This window comes from Streptomyces griseoloalbus (genome assembly GCA_014650015.1).
GTDB classification, from domain to species: domain Bacteria; phylum Actinomycetota; class Actinomycetes; order Streptomycetales; family Streptomycetaceae; genus Streptomyces; species Streptomyces griseoloalbus.
In genome coordinates this window covers 25,778-43,273 of sequence record BMUD01000034.1, presented here as the reverse complement: position 1 = coordinate 43,273, position 17,496 = coordinate 25,778, and the positions used below count along the sequence as shown (strand labels likewise).

At 73.7% G+C, this 17,496-nt stretch carries 10 protein-coding genes; 3 read left to right on the top strand and 7 right to left on the bottom strand.

Annotation, left to right across the window (positions count from 1 at the left end):
* Nucleotides 1-17: 17 nt before the first annotated feature.
* Nucleotides 18-1,934: an AMP-dependent synthetase/ligase gene (locus IE178_RS32960; RefSeq protein ID WP_193514795.1), complete on the top strand. Its 1,917-nt coding sequence runs from the start codon at nucleotides 18-20 to the stop codon at nucleotides 1,932-1,934.
* Here IE178_RS32960 and IE178_RS32955 read toward each other — a convergent pair.
* Together IE178_RS32955 and IE178_RS32950 are read right to left on the bottom strand one after the other, a co-directional pair.
* Nucleotides 1,915-3,144 carry a cysteine desulfurase-like protein gene (locus tag IE178_RS32955; protein ID WP_184764873.1) on the bottom strand — a complete coding sequence of 410 codons (1,230 nt, stop codon included), beginning with the start codon at nucleotides 3,142-3,144 and terminating at the stop codon, nucleotides 1,915-1,917. The genes IE178_RS32960 and IE178_RS32955 overlap by 20 nt on opposite strands.
* A 53-nt stretch (nucleotides 3,145-3,197) precedes the next feature.
* On the bottom strand, nucleotides 3,198-4,295 hold the full coding sequence (locus IE178_RS32950) for an AI-2E family transporter (protein WP_193514794.1): 1,098 nt from the start codon (nucleotides 4,293-4,295) through the stop codon (nucleotides 3,198-3,200).
* A gap of 123 nt (nucleotides 4,296-4,418) precedes the next feature.
* Here IE178_RS32950 and IE178_RS32945 point away from each other — a divergent pair, with 123 nt between their 5' ends.
* Both IE178_RS32945 and IE178_RS32940 read left to right on the top strand, forming a co-directional pair.
* Nucleotides 4,419-7,049 carry a SpoIIE family protein phosphatase gene (locus IE178_RS32945; RefSeq protein ID WP_193514793.1) on the top strand — a complete coding sequence of 877 codons (2,631 nt, stop codon included), beginning with the start codon at nucleotides 4,419-4,421 and terminating at the stop codon, nucleotides 7,047-7,049.
* Between the two features lie 73 nt (nucleotides 7,050-7,122).
* Nucleotides 7,123-8,076 carry an endonuclease/exonuclease/phosphatase family protein gene (locus tag IE178_RS32940; RefSeq protein WP_193514813.1) on the top strand — a complete coding sequence of 318 codons (954 nt, stop codon included), beginning with the start codon at nucleotides 7,123-7,125 and terminating at the stop codon, nucleotides 8,074-8,076.
* 175 nt (nucleotides 8,077-8,251) lie between these two features.
* Here IE178_RS32940 and IE178_RS32935 read toward each other — a convergent pair whose 3' ends face one another.
* The 5 genes from IE178_RS32935 to IE178_RS32915 all read right to left on the bottom strand — a co-directional run bounded on the left by IE178_RS32935 (nucleotide 8,252) and on the right by IE178_RS32915 (nucleotide 17,494).
* A complete protein-coding gene (locus IE178_RS32935) occupies nucleotides 8,252-9,466 on the bottom strand; it encodes a glycoside hydrolase family 64 protein (RefSeq protein ID WP_193514792.1) in 1,215 nt (404 codons plus the stop codon).
* Between the two features lie 188 nt (nucleotides 9,467-9,654).
* Nucleotides 9,655-10,428, bottom strand: a complete 774-nt coding sequence (locus IE178_RS32930; protein ID WP_193514812.1) for an aminotransferase class IV — start codon at nucleotides 10,426-10,428, stop codon at nucleotides 9,655-9,657.
* 205 nt (nucleotides 10,429-10,633) lie between these two features.
* The gene (locus tag IE178_RS32925; RefSeq protein ID WP_229875905.1) at nucleotides 10,634-11,305 is read right to left on the bottom strand and encodes a PAS domain-containing protein; all 672 of its coding nucleotides are present in this window, start codon (nucleotides 11,303-11,305) and stop codon (nucleotides 10,634-10,636) included.
* A gap of 506 nt (nucleotides 11,306-11,811) precedes the next feature.
* A complete protein-coding gene (locus tag IE178_RS32920) occupies nucleotides 11,812-14,619 on the bottom strand; it encodes an ATP-binding protein (protein ID WP_184764878.1) in 2,808 nt (935 codons plus the stop codon).
* Nucleotides 14,620-14,623: 4 nt separating this feature from the next.
* Nucleotides 14,624-17,494: an AAA family ATPase gene (locus IE178_RS32915; protein ID WP_318280379.1), complete on the bottom strand. Its 2,871-nt coding sequence runs from the start codon at nucleotides 17,492-17,494 to the stop codon at nucleotides 14,624-14,626.
* Nucleotides 17,495-17,496: the final 2 nt, after the last annotated feature.

Genomic DNA, 17,496 nt, shown 5'->3' with positions numbered 1-17,496 from the left:
CGCGACCGGGAGCCGTCATGGGCGTACGCAAGGATCTGAAACGGGCGAAACGACGCACCGATCTGGCGGGCCGCACCAGAGTCGAGACCGTCAGGGACGAGCGGGGCGTCGTGCGTGAGGCCCGTACGGCGGCCCTCGCCCCGCGGCAGACCACCGGCACCACCGCCGACATCCCGTACACCAACGCGGCCGAGGCGCCCGACGCGGTGGTCCTGCGGCGCGAGGAGCACGGCACCTGGCGCCCGGTCACGGCGGCGGCCTTCGCCCGAGAGGTCACCGCCGTGGCCAAGGGGCTGATCGCGGCCGGCCTCGAACCGGGCGACCGGGTCGCCGTGATGTCCCGCACCCGCTACGAGTGGACGGTCCTGGACTTCGCGATCTGGTCCGCCGGGGGCCGGACGGTGCCGGTCTACGCCACCTCGTCCGCGGAGCAGGTGGAGTGGATCGTGCGCGACTCCGGCGCCCGGTACGTCGTCACGGAGACCGCGGAGAACACCGCCACGGTCACCACCGGCACCGCCGCCCACCCCTCACCTCCTCGCGTGTGGGAGATGGAGGCCGACGCACTCGCCGACCTCACGGCGCTCGGCGAAGGCGTCCTCGACGAGGAGGTCACCAAACGCCGCTCGGCCCTGACCCCCGACACCATCGCCACCGTCTGCTACACCTCCGGCACCACCGGACGCCCCAAGGGCTGCGTCCTCACGCACGCCAACCTGCACGCCGAGGCCGCGAACACCGTCGAGCTGCTGCATCCCGTCTTCAAGGAGGTCACCGACCAGGCCGCCTCGACCCTGCTCTTCCTCCCGCTCGCCCACATCCTCGGCCGCACCATCCAGATCGCCTGCCTGCTCGCCCGTATCGAGATCGGTCACTGCCCGAGCATCAAGCCGGACGAACTGCGACCCGCGCTCAAAACGTTCCGTCCGACGTTCCTGGTCGGTGTCCCCTACCTCTTCGAGAAGATCCACGACACCGGCAGGGCCACCGCCGAGAAGATCGGCCGCGGCGCCTCCTTCGAGCGCGCCCACCGCATCGCCGTACGCTTCGCCGAGGCCCACCTGAACCGGTTCCTGGGCCGCGGCAAGGGCCCCGGCCCCGGTCTGTACGCCGCGTGGGCGCTGTACGACCTGCTGGTCTACCGCCGTGTCCGCAAGGAACTCGGCGGGCGCCTGCGGTACGCCATCAGCGGCGGCTCCCCGCTGGAGCGCGACCTCAACCTCTTCTTCTACGCGGCCGGAATCATGGTGTACGAGGGCTACGGCCTGACCGAGACCACCGCCGCCGCCACCATCGTCCCGCCGCTCAGCCCCCGCCCCGGCACGGTCGGCCTCCCGGTCCCCGGCACGGCGGTCCGGATCGCCGACGACGGCGAGGTGCGCATCAAGGGCGGTATCGTCTTCGGCGCCTACTGGAACGATCCGGCCGCCACGGACGAGGTGCTCGACGACGGCTGGTTCACCACCGGCGACCTCGGCTCCCTGGACGAGGACGGCTACCTCACCATCACCGGCCGCAAGAAGGACATCCTCGTCACCTCCGGCGGCAAGAACGTCTCCCCCGCCGTCCTGGAGGACCGCCTGCGCAGCCGCCCGCCCGTCGGCCAGTGCCTCGTCGTCGGCGACAACCGTCCCTTCGTGGGCGCGCTGATCACCCTCGACCCCGAGACGGTCGCCCACTGGCTGTCGGTCCGCAAGCTGCCCGCCGACACCCCGATGTCCGAGGTGGTCCGCGACCCGCGGATGCGCGCCGACGTGCAGCGGGCCGTCGACTACGCCAACGAGGCCGTCTCCCGCGCGGAATCCATCCGCGCCTTCACCCTGATCGAGGGCGAGTTCACCGAGGAGAACGGACTGCTGACCCCCTCGCTCAAGGTCAAACGGCGGGCGGCGCAGGAGGCCTACGCGCGGGAGATCACGGAGCTGTACTCCTGACCCCGCCGTGGCCCAGGAAGGCGGCCAGGCCCGTCAGGAGGCGGTCGACGTCCTCGTCGCTGGTGTAGGAGGCCAGGCCGAGGCGGAGGCCGCCGGTGTCTCCCAGGCCGAGGTGGCGGGACGCCTCCAGGGCGTAGAACGTGCCGGAGGGCGCGTGGACGCCGCGGTCGGCGAGGAAGCGGTAGGCGTCCTCGGTGCGGTGGCCGTCGAGGGTGACCAGCAGGGTCGGGGTGCGCCGGGCCGCGCGGGACCGGATCGTGACCTCGCCGAAGGCCGCCAGGCCCTGCTCGAGCCGGCCCCGCAGCGTGCCCTCGTGCTCCTCGATCATCGCGAACGCCGAGCCGAGCCGTTCGCGGCGGCTGCCGCCCCGCCGCCCGGCCAGGCCGGCCAGGAAGTCCACGGCCGCACGGGTGCCCGCGAGGAACTCGTAGGGCAGCGTGCCCAGTTCGAAACGCTCGGGGACCACGTCCGTGGAGGGCAGCAGTTTGTCCGGGCGCAGTGTTTCCAGCAGTTCGGGGCGAGCGGCCAGGACCCCGTGGTGAGGGCCGAGGAACTTGTACGGGGAGCAGACGAAGAAGTCCGCGCCGAGCGCCTCGATGTCGGCCAGGGCGTGCGCGGCGTAGTGCACGCCGTCGACGTACAGCAGGGCACCCGCCTCGTGCGCGATCTCGGCGATCTCGGCGATCGGGGGGATCGTTCCGATCAGGTTCGAGGCGGCGGTGACCGCCACCAGCCGGGTGCGTTCGCTGAGCACGGCCCGGATGTGGTCGGCGGTCAGTTCACCGGTGGCCGGGTCGAAGTCCGCCCGGCGGACGGTGGCCCCGGCCCGCTCTGCCGCCTGCACCCAGGGGCGGATGTTGGCGTCGTGGTCCAGCCGCGTGACGACCACCTCATCGCCCGGTGCCCAGGTCCGGGCCAGCGTGCGGGAGAAGTCGTAGGTGAGCTGGGTGGCGCTGCGCCCGAAGACGATGCCCGCCGGGTCGGCGCCCAGGAGATCGGCCATGGCACGGCGGGTCTCGACGACGACGGTCTCCGCGTTGCGCTCGCCGGGCAGGCCGTCGCCCCGGATCGAGAGGGGCCGGGACAGCGCGGCGCCGATCGCCTCGATGACGGGCTGCGGCATCTGAGTGCCGCCGGGGCCGTCGAAGTGCGCGGTGCCGGCGGCCAGCGCCGGAATCCGGGCGCGCAGGGCGGTGAGGTCGTACGTCATGTGGGTCTTCCTGTCGGTCGCGGCCTGGAGGTGCGGGGTGCCGGCATGGCCGGTCAGGTGGGCGACCCGCCGGTCTCCGGTTCCGTCGGCGGGTCGACGAGTTGCTCGCGCAGATAGTTCCAGACGACCGCGACCAGCGCGGCGACCGGTACGGCGAGCAGGCTGCCGACGATGCCGGCCAGGCTGCCGCCCAGTGTCACCGCGAGCAGGACGACCGCCGCGTGCAGACCGAGACCGCGGCTCTGGATCATGGGCTGGAGCACGTTGCCCTCGAGTTGCTGCACCCCGATGATGATGGCCAGCACGATCAGCGCGTCCGTCAGTCCGTTGGACACCAGCGCGATCAGCACCGCGACCAGACCGGCGAACAGGGCGCCGATGATGGGCACGAACGCGGTCACGAAGGTCAGCACCGCCAGCGGGAGCACCAGCGGTACGCCCAGGATCCACAGGCCGAGACCGATCAGTACGGCGTCGATCAGGCCGACGAGCGCCTGCGAACGCACGAACGCTCCCAGGGTGCTCCAGCAGCGCTCGGCCACCACCGGGATGTCGGTGGCGAGCCGGCCGGGGAGCTGCCGGCCGAGCCACGGCAGGAAGCGCGGGCCGTCCTTGAGGAAGAAGAACATCAGGAAGAGCCCCAGCACGGCGGTCACCACACCGTTGAAGACGGTGCTCACTCCCGTGACGACCGTGCTGACGATGGTTCCGGCACTGTCCTGGACGCGGGCGGTCGCGGTGTCGAAGGCACCGGCGATGCGTTCCTCGCCGATGTTCAGCGGCGGCCCGGCGGCCCACTCCCGCAGCCGCTGGATGCCCTCCACGACGCCGTCGGTCAGCTCCCCGGACTGCGACGCCACGGGTACCGCGATCAACGCCACGGTGCCCGTCGCCACCAGCAGGAACAGGACGGTCACCAGGGAAGCGGTGAGCGCGGGGGGCAGGCCGCGCCGGCGCAGGTAGCGGGCCGGGGGCCAGGTGAGCGTGGTGAGGAGCAGACCGACTATGAGCGGCCACACCACCGACCACATCCGGCCCAGTACCCAGACAACCACCGCGGCCATCACCAGGACCAGCAGCAACTCACCGGAGATACGCGCCGAAGCGCGCAGCGCGGCGCGGGTTCTTCCCGCGTTCAACGTGGCAGACATGGAGGCACCTTATGGTGCCCGCCGGTGAGGTGATCGCCCGGGATCCGCGCCCCGGAGGCCGTCCGGCGATGTTGCACCGTGTCGGCCGAGGAGGGGCCGGGCCCGGTGAGGCAGACTGAGGTCATGGGCGACGTCGATGCCCGCGGGACACCGTCCCGTCGGTTCCCTCAGGCGCCGGAGAGTGCGGCGGAGGCCCGGCGGTTCGTGCGGGCCGCCCTTGGCCATGTCGCGCCGGACCTGATGGACACCGCTCAGCTGCTGGTCAGTGAGCTGGTGACCAACGCGGTGCTGCACGCCCGCACGGAGATCGAGGTGGCGGCACGCGTCGACGCGGGCACCGTCCATGTGCGGGTGAGCGACCGTCGGCCGGACCGTGGGCTCGTGCCGTACGGCTGCCCCCCGCACTCCGGTACGGGGCAGGGTCTGCCGCTGGTCGCCCGGCTGTCCTCCCGGCGTGGTGTCGAGACGGGCGAGGAGGGCAAGACGGTGTGGTTCGAGCTGCGGCCCGAAGGACCGCCCCGGCACCCGGACGGCTGGGAGCCCGTCGTGCCACCCTCCGGCTCCGGTACGACGGTGACACTGCTCGACGTGCCGGCGGCGCTCTACGCGGCGTCGCAGCAGCACCGGCACAACCTGCTGCGCGAGGCCGTCCTGGCCGTGGCCGCGGGACACGATCTCGGAGTGCCGCCGGAGGACCTCGCCGTCGCCCAGGACATGAGCAACGTGGTCACCGCGGCGGTGACGGGCGCGCTGCGCCGGTGGCCCGCCGGGCAGGCCGTCCGGTCGGTGCCCCTGTCGCTGCCGCCGGACGCCGGGCCGTCGGTGCGGACGCTGCGCGCGGTTCTCGACCTGGCCGAGGAGGGCGCCCGTGCGGAGCGTCTGCTGACCCTCCCGGCGCTGCCCCGGCAGCGCCTCTTCGACCGGTGGCTGTTCGATCAGATCGTCGGTCAGCTCGCCGGAGCGGACCCCACGGCGTGGACGGTGGTGCGCGGGGAGCCCGGTGCCAGTCCCTCGGAGCAGGTGCCGTGGGATGCCGGGCAGATGGAGGCGAGCAGGGTGCCGACGGTCGCCGCCGACGAGCGGAACCGGATCATCGCGGCCAACGGGCCGGCGGCCGAGATGCTCGGCTGGCCCGCGGACGAACTCGTCGGCCGGCCGCTCACCACGCTGATCCCGGAACACCTCCGCAGACGGCACCTCGCGGCGTTCACCTCGCTGTTGCTCAGCGGCCGGCCCCGGATCCTGGGCCGCTCGGTGCCGCTCCCCGCTCTGCACCGAGACGGCCGGCTGGTTCCCGTACGTCTGGTCATCCTGCAGCAGGAGACGACCGACGGGCGCACCGTCTTCGTCGCCCAGCTCGCCCCGCGGGCGGCCACCCCCGGGGCCTCCGCGCACCCGCCCGGCCGGGTCCGGTCCGCGGCGCATCGGGAGCCGGACCGACGGCCGTCCCCGAGCGCCGACGAAGGCGGCCGGGAACCCGGCCGGCCGGGCTGGTCCGCGCTGGAACGACTGACCCTGCTGGCCGACACCGCGACCGCGCTGAGCAACGCCCCGAACCTGTACCTGGGTCTGCGGGCTGTGGGCCGGATCCTCACCCAGCGCCTGGCCGACTGGTGCGCCGTGGATCTGATCGTGGACAACGCCCAGGTGGAACGCGTCGCCGTCGTCCACCGCCTGCCGCGCGGCCCACGGCCCGAGGAGTACGAGGGCCGGCTTCCGGCGGTGTCCGACACCGCCCGGGGTCCGCTGGCCCGCGCGCTGCGCGGGGCGGGCCCGCTGCTGCTCGCCGGGCCACCCTCGCCCAGCGAGGTGGTGAGCCCTCTGGACGCCCACTACCTGGGGCTGTTCCGGATCATGGGCGCGGACAGCGCGGTCGTCGCCCCGCTCCGGGCACGCCGGCAGATCATCGGCGCCCTCACCATCGCCCGTCACGGAGGGGGCCGGCCGTTCACGGAGGAGGACCTGCCCCTGGTCCACGACCTGGTGCGCGGTCTCGCCCTGGGCGTGGACAACGTCCTTCTCCACCAGGAGACCCGCAACATCGCCGAACGCCTCCAGCGTTCGCTGCTGCCGGTGCTGCCGTCGGTCGGGCCGCTGCGGCTGGCCGCCCGCTACGCGTCGTCCTCGGCCACCGCCCAGGTGGGCGGTGACTGGTACGACAGCTTCACCCTGCCCAACGGGGACACGGCGCTCGTCATCGGCGACGTCACGGGGCACAATCTCGACGCCGCCATCGCCATGAGCCAGCTGCGCAGCATGCTGCGCGGCATCGCCGTGGACCGTCAGGAGCCGCCGGAGATCGTGCTGCGCCGACTGGACATGGCCAACCACACCTTCTACCCCGAGGCCACCGCCACCTGCATCTACGCTCTGGTCAAGGGCACCGCGGACGGCCCCTGGGAACTGGTGCACTCCTCCGCCGGGCATCTGCCGCCGCTGCTCATCGGCGCGGACGGCGGCACCCGGTATCTGGAGGACGCTTCGGGGCTGCTGCTCGGGGTGGACCCCCACCTGTCGCGCCCTCGGGCACAGCACCCGATCCCGGCGCACACCACGGTGCTGCTGTACACGGACGGCCTCATCGAACGCCGCGGCGAGTCCCTGGACGCGTCCCTGGACCGGCTCCGCCGGCACGCCGCCGCGCTCGCCCGCGAGCCCCTGGACGTGTTCTGCGACGAGTTGCTCATCGGCCTCGGCGCCGACAGCCAGGACGACATCGCCGTACTCGCCCTGCGGCCCACCCCACCGCACTGAGCGAAAGGTGTGCCGCCGGTCACGGACGTGCGCGGTCCGCAACTGATGCGGCCGGGTGATCGTCCTGGTGAACATGGTGACGGTGACACCGAAGCGGTGGGCGGACCGGACGCGGGGGCGGGTGACCGCCGCGTCGGCGGTGCTGACCGCCGCGCTGCTGATGTTCCACCGGGCGGTGCCCGACTTCGCGGTGGGCGCGGGCAGTCTGCTGGAGTCGTTCCTGCCGTGGCTCGGTGCGGCGGTCGTCGTGCTCCTGGTGCCGGCGCTGCTGCGCCGTTCCGCCGTCGCGCTGGTGGCGCTGCTGCTGCCGGTGGCGGCCTGGACGTACCTCTTCGGCGGGCTGCTGCTGCCCGGTTCCGGGGCCGGCCCGCGCGACCTGGTCGTGGTGCAGCACAACGTCAGCGACGAGAACACCGACCCCGCGGGCACGGCCCGCGTCCTGGCCGATGCCGGGGCCGATCTCATCGCGCTGCAGGAGCTGGTGCCCCGGGCGCTGCCCGTCTACGAGCGGACTCTCGCCGCGGACTACCCGTACCACTCGGTCAGGGGGACCGTCGGGCTCTGGTCGAGGCATCCGCTCACCGATGCCCGGCTGCTGGACATCAAACCCCGTGCGATCACGGAGAGCTGGAGCCGTGGGCTGCGGGCCGTGGTGCACACGCCGCACGGTGACGTCGCGGCGTACGTCGCCCATCTGCCCTCGGTGCGCCTGCGGGCGAGCGGATTCGCGTCCGCCTGGCGTGACGAGAGCGCCGGCCTGCTGGGCCGTGCCGTCGCCGCCGAGAAGCTGGACACGGTCGTGCTGCTCGGTGACCTCAACGGCACCGTCGACGACCGCGGCCTGGCCCCGTTGACCACCCGGATGAACGTGGCCGAGCGGGGCTTCGCCCTCAGTTTCCCCGCCGGTTTCCCGCTGGCCCGGATCGACCAGGTCATGGCCCGCTCGGCGACCGTCGACCACCTCGGCACCCTGCCGGCCACGGGCAGCGACCATCTGCCGGTCGTCGCCCGGATCGGCATCGGCTGACCTGCCTCCCCCGACGGCGGCCGGGGACGCCCGGGAGGAGCGGGCCGCGAGTCGTCGTCGTACATGCTCGACCGGATCAGGAAGGAACTCGCCGGATGAGGGCCCGGCAGTCGTCACCGGTGGCAGCGTCCGGCTGTGCGCCGCCACCGGTGCGACATCTACCGTACGAGGGCGGTCAGTTGAACGGGTCGAGCGTGATGGAGGCCTGGCGCGGGTTGCCGTCGTGGACGAGCGACTCGTGGTTGCCCACGTCGTCGAAGGCGAAGGCGTAGGCCTTGCCGTCGGCCATCTGCGCGTGGATCGCGCGGGCGTAGTGGTTGGTGACGGAGTCCCGGTAGAAGCCGGCCGCCCCGGAGTCGGGCTGGTTGGGGTTGCTCAGGAGGGTGGAGCGGTTGAATCCCGCGCACAGGGTGCGCGAGATGGGGCCGCGTACCTGGTCGTTGGGCGCGTCGAGCCGCCTGTGGCAGCCGAAGATGGACGAGGCGTCCGGCTTCTGGAAGCTGGTGACGACGGCGCCCGACGTGTTGGTGAAGTTCATGACGTCACCCGAGACCCGGCCGAAGTACTTGATGTCGGGCCGGTCGCCGAAGGGGGTGACCGTCAGGGTCGAGGTGGCGTACTTCTGCCAGACGCGGTTGACGTAGTCGTCCATGACCGACGCCGGCAGGGCGCCCGTCTCGACTCCGTACAGCGGGGACAGTGCGCGCAGCACGGTGCCGTCGGGCCGTGTGTGGATCAGGTTGCCCCAGCCTCCGGACTGTCCTCTCAGGGCGTTGAAGACCCCGTTGTAGCCGCCCGCCTTCAGCCGGCCGGTGGTCGTCGTGCTGCCGTCGGCGCGCTGCACTCCCACCGAGTAGGGCGCGGAGAACATGTCGACCTGGGTGCTGTTGAGCCACAGCCCCGAGTCGTTGAGCGTGTACTCCGTCCAGTTGAACAGGATGTTGCGGTTGGGGTCGCTGGGGTTCTGCACCGCGGGCTGCACCAGGCCGCCCGTGGTCAGCTTGAACACGAGTTTCTGGCCGTAGGAGAAGTAGACGCGGCCGGAGAACTTCGGCATGCGGATGGTCGTGGACTGCCCTGCGGCCGGGCCCGTTATCGACGCGTCGGGGGCGGGAGTGGGGGGGTTGCCGCCCGCCGGCCAGGGGTGGAAGGTGCCGCTCGCGTCGGCCCAGCCCTGGCGGCCCGTCGACAGCTCGGTGCCGAGGTTGTAGACGTAGAGCTGCTCGCCGCGGCCCGAGTTGTTGGTGATCTGCAGGGGGATGGTGGCCGGGACGGCTGCCTCGGCGGCCCCGGCCGGCGCGGCCGTCCCCGCGGTGAGCAATGAGCCGGCGAGCACCGTGGCGACGGCGGTGCCCACGGTGAGGATGCTGCGTCTGAGCAAGCGGAACATGCTCTGTCTCCATTCGACTTCGTCGGTGGGGGAAGAGTGTGAGAGCGCTCTCAGCGTTCCGCGTTTGATGTACACCTGTCAACGGCATGGGGCGGACGTGCGCCGTCCGTACAGGGCCGGTCACCGTCCGCCACGCCCGTCCCGCCCGTCCCGCCCGACCCGGGCGGGTCGGGCGGGACGGGCGTGAGCTACAGACGTTCGGCCGGGAGTGAGGCGTAGCGTTCGGCGAGTGCGGTCACCACCGGGTGATCGGCGGGGAACTCCAGGTCGTCCACCCGGGTGACGGGGACCACGCCGACGGCTGCGTTGGTGGCGAACACCGCCTCGCACGCGGCGAGTTGCGGCAGGGTGACACGGGCGTCCGTGCCGGCCCCGGCGCGGCGCAGGAGTTCCCTGGCGGTGCCCGCCAGCGCCGGGCCGGCGGGCCAGACGACCCGGCCGTCACGGACCACGCCGACGTTCCAGGTGCCGCCCTCCAGCACCGTCGCGTCGCCGTCCGTGAACAGGACGTCGTCGAAGCCGGACCTGCGGGCCCGGCGCCGCAGCCGCAGGACACCGAACAGACCGACTCCCTTCACCTCCGGCAGGTCCCTCAGGTACACGGCGGAGCGCACCCGCAGGGGCTCCGGCACGGCGGCGGGCGCGGGCCTGGACGTCACCAGGACCCCCGGGTCCGCGTCCGCGCCGATGGTGCCGAGGTGCAGCGACGGGTCGAAGACGGTGATCCGCACGGTGCACCGGCCGGTCGCCGGAACCGCCCGCCGGGCCCAGGCGCGGACCCGTCCGAGGTCGAGCGGCGCGTCGAAGAGCACACGGCAATCGCGGGCCAGACGCGCGAGGTGCAGGTCCAGTCCGCGGACCGCGCCGTCCTCGGCCGTCAGGGTGGTGAAGTGGCCGTAGTTGGTCAGGGCCAGTGCCCTCAGCGCCTCCGGCCCGGCGGGCGATCCGTTCAGTTCGGTCAAGGTGCCCACCGTGCCGGTCGGTTCGGCCGTGGCACCCACCCTGCCGTTCGGTTCGGCCGTGGGACCCACCCTGCCGTTCGGTTCGGCCGTGGGACCCACCCTGCCGTTCGGTTCGGTCATGGGACCCACCGTGCCAGGTGCGGGGAGGGTTTCGTGCACCGGCCGCCGCCCGGGCAGGGCGCGGGCCGGCCGGCCGGGACCGGGCTCACTTGATGTAGTCCTCGACGACCTTCGGCGGCCAGGTGCCGACCTTGAGGACGCCCATGGAGTAGGCCCGGGACACCAGGGCGGCCCGGTTCGGCACCTTGAGCTTACGGAGCAGGCCGGAGACGTGGTACTCCACGCCCTGCCGGCTCAGGTAGAGACGCGAGGCGAGCGGCACGGTGGAGACACCGGCGGCTATGCCTTCGAGGATGCGGGCGTCGACCTCGCTGAGCAGCTTCTTGCGGGGCATCACGACTCCGGCATCCGCGCTTCCGCCGTCCGCCGGGGGCAGCATCACGAGGATCGCCGCGACATCGGGGATGTGGCTGCCGCGCACGGCCACCGCGGTGAGCGGAAGGGTGTGGGCGGTGTCCTGGCCGACGGTGATGACCTCGGTGGCGAACCGGTGCCGCTTGCCCTCCAGCATGCGGGAGAACTGCTGCTTCAGGGGCTGTTGGACGCTGGGGTGCACCAGGTCGCAGAAGGGCCGGCCGCAGAGGTCCTCCACGGGGCTGCCGAACCGGCGGTCGAACTCCTGGTTGACCTGCTGGATCGTCAGGCTGGGGTCCAGACAGGCCACGGAGGTGTGGGCGCCGTCGGCGTCGAGCGGACCGCGGTGTGCGTCAACGGCATGCGAACGGTCCATGACGAGGTCGTGGGGGGAAAGCATCAAGGAACTCAGCCCTTCTGCGTTGTGCGGCAAGGCGAACCGATACACGGTGGTCATTCAGTGGGGGCATGGATGCGCTTGATCCCGCTGAATCACCGTGCTGGGAGTGGAATGGCTCGGAGATTACGGAGACGGGTATCGGCCGGTCAACGTAAACCGGGGTAGCCCCGCCAATACTGTGGTGGCCCCTTCGGTAGGTACGGTCCCGTACCGAAGGGGTTCGGTGTGCGGGGGTTCGGTGTGACCGTGCGGCCCCGGGCAGGCACACCTCCCCCAACCGGGCGAAACGGCCGGTGGAGCACGCAGGGGAAGGGACCGGGCACGCTGGGTCGACCCTTCAGGCCCGGTGCGGCGCCGTCGCCCGTCCCCGACGGGCGGGGCGTCGCACGACCGGTGCTCCTGCCACATCGAGGGCCCCGCATACGGAAACACCCGGGCACGGTCGTTGAATTGAACGAACCGTTCCCGGGCGTTCGGGGGCTGCTCATTCCCCCGGACCGGACGGCTTTTTAGGCGCCGGAAATGAGGGCGATGAGTTCTCGTCGCCCGGCGATCCCGAGTTTCCGGTAGGAATGGGTGAGGTGCTTCTCCACGGCCCGGGAGCTGACCCCGAGGGTCTCCGCGATCTCCTGGTTCGTCAGCCCTTTGCAGGCGAAGGCGGCCACCCGGCGTTCGGTCCGGGTGAGGACGGCGTCCGGCACGGGGACGGCGGACAGGGACTGCCCCCCGCCCACGGCGGCGCGTTCCGCCAGCCACGGGGCGCCGCACGCGGTGGCGAGGGTGGCGGCCTCGCGGGCCAGCGCCTCCGACTCGGCTCCCCCGCCCAGCCGTTCGGCGAGCGCGAGCAGGGCACGGGCGAGTTCGAGCTGGTTGGCGGAGCCGCGCAGCACGGCGACCGCCTGACGCAGCAGGGCCGTTCCCCTGCCGCCCTCCTCCAGACGGCCGAGCAGCCGCAGCGCCCGGCCGAGGCCCACCGGGGCGCCCCACTGTTCGGCCCGGGCGTGCTCCTCCTCCGCGAGGGCACGCGCCGCGCGCAGGTCACCGAGGCGGCGGTGCACCCCGATGGCCCAGGGGCGCCAGGGGAACAGCACGGGGTTGTGCCAGCCCGCGGCCTCGAGACGGCGGCCGCAGGAGCGCAGGGAGTCCAGGGCCCCGGTGAGGTCGCCGGCGGCCAGGTCACCGGCGGCCTGCAGCAGACGCAGCATCGCGGTGACCGTCAGGCCCTGGGGGCGGATGTGCTCGGTGCGCCGGAGCACCCGCCGGGCCGGCAGGGGGTCCCTGCTCTCCAACGCCACCATGGCGTGGGCGAGGGTGGCGATGGTGCCGAGGCTGTGCCGGTCGGATTCGGTCATGCCGAGGGCGGTCTCGGACTGTTCGAGGGCCTGGGCGAGCCGGCCGCGGCCGATGTGGATCAGGGCCCGCTCGATGTGCACCAGCGCGTCGGCGGGCGTGGCGTGCCGTTCCCTGGCCCGGTACTCGACGGCGAGCCAGGAGTCGAGAGCCTCCACGGAGTCGGCGGCGACCATGGTGATGACCACCAGGGGAAGGGTGGACTGGACGCGGGCGGAGGTCGCGGGTTCGCGGTCGAGGACCCGTTCGGCGTGGCGCACCACCTCCGCGGCCGGCAGGCCGCCGCCGAAGGTGGCGGCGACGAGCAGGGCGATGGTCAGTTCCCGCTCGCCCCCGGTCTCCAGCGGCGGTTCGGCGCCGAGTCTCCTCAAGCGCTCGGTGGCGTCGGCGAGTTCGCGCGGGTCCTCGTAGGCGCAGTGGCGCAGCCGGGCTTCCAGGCGCAGGGCGAGGTCGCGTTCGGTCCCGGAGAGCGCGGCGGCGGGTCCGAGGTCGTCCGCGGCCTGGTGCAGCAGGTCGACGACGCCGGACGAGGCGGGCCCGAGCGGTGTGGGCGCGATGCGCAGCACCGCCGCGGCGCGGTCCCGGGGCTCCGGCAGCAGGGCCGTGGCCTGCGCGATGTGGCGTTCGCAGGCGAGCAGGTCGAAGGACCGTTCGGCGCTGCCGAGTTCGACGAGCAGCCGGGCGCGGTCGACCCCCTGGGCGGCGCTGTCGAGCAGGGCGCGGCGCAGGTAGCGGGCCGCCGCGTCGGGGGCCCCGCGGCGCAGGGCGGTGTCGGCGGCGGACCGCAGGACGTCCACGACCCAGGGCTGGTGGCGGGTGACGGCGGCCATGAGCTGGGCGGCGACCTGCTCGGCGGGACGGCCCGCGCGGTACAACAGGGCGGCCGCGTCATCGTGGAGCTGTTCGCGCTGGACCATGGTCAGGGTCGACTCGGCGGCGTCCCGCACGACGCGGTGGACGAAGCGCGGCCGGCGGTCCGAGGTGACGAGCCCGAGGGCGGCGAGGGTGCGCAGCGCGGCTGCGTAGCCGACGGGGTCGAGGCGGGCCAGGCCGGCGGCGTTGTCCGGGTCGGCGTGGTCACCGAGGACCGCGATGGCGGCCGCGAGGTCGCGGACCGGCTGTGCCTGGGTGCGCAGGATGACGGCGAGCCTCTCCCGCAGCAGGGAGGGACGCAACGACCGTGCCCAGTCGGCGTGTTCGGCGAGGGGCCGCAGACCGTCGCGTTCCATGCCGAGCAGGATCGACATCAGGAACAGGGGATTGCCGACGGAGGTCTCGTGGCAGGCGCGGACGAAGACGTCGTCGCCGGGCTCGCCGAACCGTTCTGCCACCAGCAGACGGGTGGCGTCGAGGCTGAGGGAGGCGGGCCGCAGGGACTGGGTCGCGGCCTCCCGCACCTCCCGCACCAGGGTGTGGTGGGTGCGCGGGTCCCCGTCCCGCAGGGCGCACACGACCACCGCGCGCAGTCCGTGCAGCCGTTTCGCCAGGTAGGTGAGCCAGCGCAGGGAGGGCACGTCGGACCACTGCAGGTCGTCGACGAGGATGAGGAGCCTGCCGTCGGCACTGACGTTGGCGAGGAGGGACAGCAGGCCGTGCAGCACCGCCTCGGTGGCCGCGGCGGCCTGGTCGGCCCCGGGTGAGGCGGTGTCGTCGGCGAAGACGTGCCGGGCGAACGACGCGTGGGCGTCCATCCAGCGGGCGCGGGTGTCCTCGGGCGAGACGGACAGCAGGCCCTCGAAGAGCTGCCGTACGACGCCGAAGGCGAAGTCCTGCTCCATGGGGGCCGCGTTGGCGCGCAGCACCCGGACGTCGTCGTGACCGTCGGCGAGCGCGGGCAGCGACCGCAGCAGGGCGGACCGGCCGATGCCGAGCGGTCCGGTGACCAGTATCAGGGACGATGTTCCCCGGTCGGCGGCGGCCAGCGCCGCCTCGACGAGGGACGTTTCGGTGGTGCGTTCCAGCAGCATGCGGTCAGTCGTCCTTCGTGCCTCGGGCCAGAACGCGCAGTTCGTGGCGTCCTCTGATACGCAGCTTCCGGTAGACACTGCTCAGCCGCAGTTCCACGGTGCGGGTGGTGACCGACAGCGTGGTGGCGATCTCCCGGTTGGCGAGCCCCCGCGCGGCGAGCACGGCGGCTGCCCGTTCCCCCGGTGAGAGGGACGGCCAGAGGGGCGGCAGCGCGTCGGACCGGACCCCCGCGGCCGGGGACACCGGTGCGGACGGGTGCCGTGCGGCGACGGCGTGCGGACCGGCGGCGCCGTCGGCCGGCGGGACGGCGGCGACCGCGTGCTCGGACCGCTCGGTGCTCTCCGCGGAGGCCAGCGCGACGACCGCGCGGGTGTAGGCGGTCCGGTCGGAGGCCCGGCCGAGGTGGTCGACGGCCGACCGGAGCCGCTCGACGCGGTCCTCGCCCTTCATCGTGGCGAGGCAGAGCTGGGCCGCACCGATCGTGCCGGGTGCCCCCCAGCGTTCGGCGAGTCGCAGCTCCTCGTGCGCCAGCCGCAGCGCCTGGCCGGTGTCACCGAGGGCGTGGGCGGCCTCGGCGGCCCGGGAACGCCAGGGCAGCAGGGCCGGGTTGACGCAGCCGTACTGCAGGAGCCAGCGTCCGGCCGCCCGGAAGAGGGCGGCGGCGCGGCGCGGATCGCCGTCGGTCTCGGCCAGCAGACCGCGGACGTACAGCAGATGGGTACCGCCCACGAACTCGTCGGCCCGCTGCGGCACGGGACGCTCGGCGGCTGCCCGGGCTCGCTCCACCCGGCCGTTGGCGAGGTCGGTGGCGATGCCGAGCGCCGTCCAGTACGGGTAGGACAGGGGATGCCGGCTGTCCGGGGGGAGCTCCAGATCCGCGGCGGCCACGTCGCGGGCGGCCAGGTCGGGGCGGCCCTGCCGCAACCACAGTCGGGCGCGGAGGGCGAGCACCCGGGCGGCGGCCACGGGGCGGCGTTCGCGGTGGGCCTCGGTGAACAGGGCGCACAGGTGGGTCTCGGCCTCGTCCACGTCCCCGGTGAGCAGCAGTGTGCGGCAGGCCAGCAGCCGGGGCACGGTGAGCGGCGGCCGTCCGGCGCCGCCGGTTTCCAGGGCGGCGCGGGCCAGCCGGCGGGCCTCCTCGCGGCCGGTGCCCCGCACGGCCGTCCCCCACGCGCGCACACCGCTCATGGCGGGGGTGCGCGGCACGCCGGGCGGTTCGGGCGCGGGCGGGGCGGCGATCTCGACCGGGGTGCGGCGCAGCGGCTGGGCCACCAGCAGCAGGGCGGTCAGTTCCTCGCGCCGGGCCGCGGCCTCCCGGGCGTCGGCGGGGTCGGGCGGTGTCGGCCCGCTGCCGTCCGGCCCGCCGTCGGCGAGGGCATCGGTGAGGGCCTGCCAGGCGGTGTCCGTGTCGCCGCCGAGGAGACACAGATCGGCGGCATGGGACCGGTGGGCGGCGGCCGCCTCCCCCGGTTCCCGGATGAGGCCGTGCAGGCGACGGCCGGCGGCGACCGGCGCGAACACCATTTCCGTGTGCGCCAGCCGGAGCAGGACGCGGACCCGGGTCTCCGGGGCCAGGGGTTCGTCCAGGGCACGGACGAGGTAGGCGGCGGCACGCTCGCGGTGGCCGCCGCGCGACGCCGCGGCGGCGGCACGGCACAAGGTGTCCACCGCCCACGCGGCACCGCCGGGGCGGGCCCGCAGCAGCAGTTCGCCGATGCCCTGGTCGTCGGCGGCGGCCCGGTGGGCCAGTTCGGCGGCGCGCGCGTGGAGGCCGGAACGCTCGGCGGTGGGCATCTCCTCGACGATCCGGTCCCGTACGACGGGGCCGGTCACCCGCAGCCGGCCCTCGGACACGGTGACGAGGCCGCTGTCCAGGAGGGCGGCGCGGAGCCGGTCCTCCGACACGGCCCCCGATCCGGCGAGGGCGACCACCAGCGGGAAGTCGAGGAGGTCGCCGCAGACCGCGAGGGCGCGCAGGACGTCGAGGACGGCGGGGTCGCGCAGCCCGCCGAGCGCCGCGGCGGCGTGCTCGCCGGTCACCTCGGCCGCGATGACGCGGACGTGGTGCACGTGATCGGCGTCGGGGGTGTGACCCTCCCCGGTGAAGCGGCGCAGGGTGTCGCGTACGACGGTGGGGTTGCCCCCGGTGGCGCCGACGACGGCGTCGACGAAGGAGCGGTCGCCGACGGTGCCGCAGACGGCGCGCACGGCGGTGCCCGTGCCGGTCCGGGTGAGGCCGGGCAGCGCCATCCGCACGGTGGTGACCGAGCCGGTGAGGGGGCTGCCGGTGCACCAGCCCGGGCCGGTGTCGGTGTCGGTGGTGCAGATGCTGCCGGTGAGCAGTGCCAGCGGCGCGTGCGGCAGCCGGCGCACCAGGGCCTCGAGCCAGCGCCGCGAGTCCGGGTCGAGCCGGTGGACGTCCTCCACCACCAGCAGGGCGGGCCGCTCGCGGGCCACGGTGAGCAGGCGGGACAGCCCGGGGAACCGGCCGGGCCCGTCCTGGTCGAGGAAGAGATGGGGCAGGTGGGAGGCGAACGCCTGGTGAGAGGCGAGGAGTTGGCCGACCACGCCGAAGCGCAGGTCCTGTTCGGCGGGCGTGGCCCGGGCGGTGAGGACGCGGACACCCCGGTCGGTGGCGTGCCGGACCGCCCATCGCAGCAGTTCGTTCTGTCCCGCCCCGGGCTCGCCCGTGACGCTGACCACGGCCGGGCGGCCCGCGCCCAGTTCCGCGATCACGGTGGACAGCAGTGCCTGCTCGCGGTCGCGTTCCAGGAGCAGGAGCCCGCCGGGCGACAGGACACTGTCGCCGGGGCGGTGGTCGGACCGCCGGTGGTCATGCCGTGCGGTGTCGTCCCGGTCGCCATGTTCCCCCATGG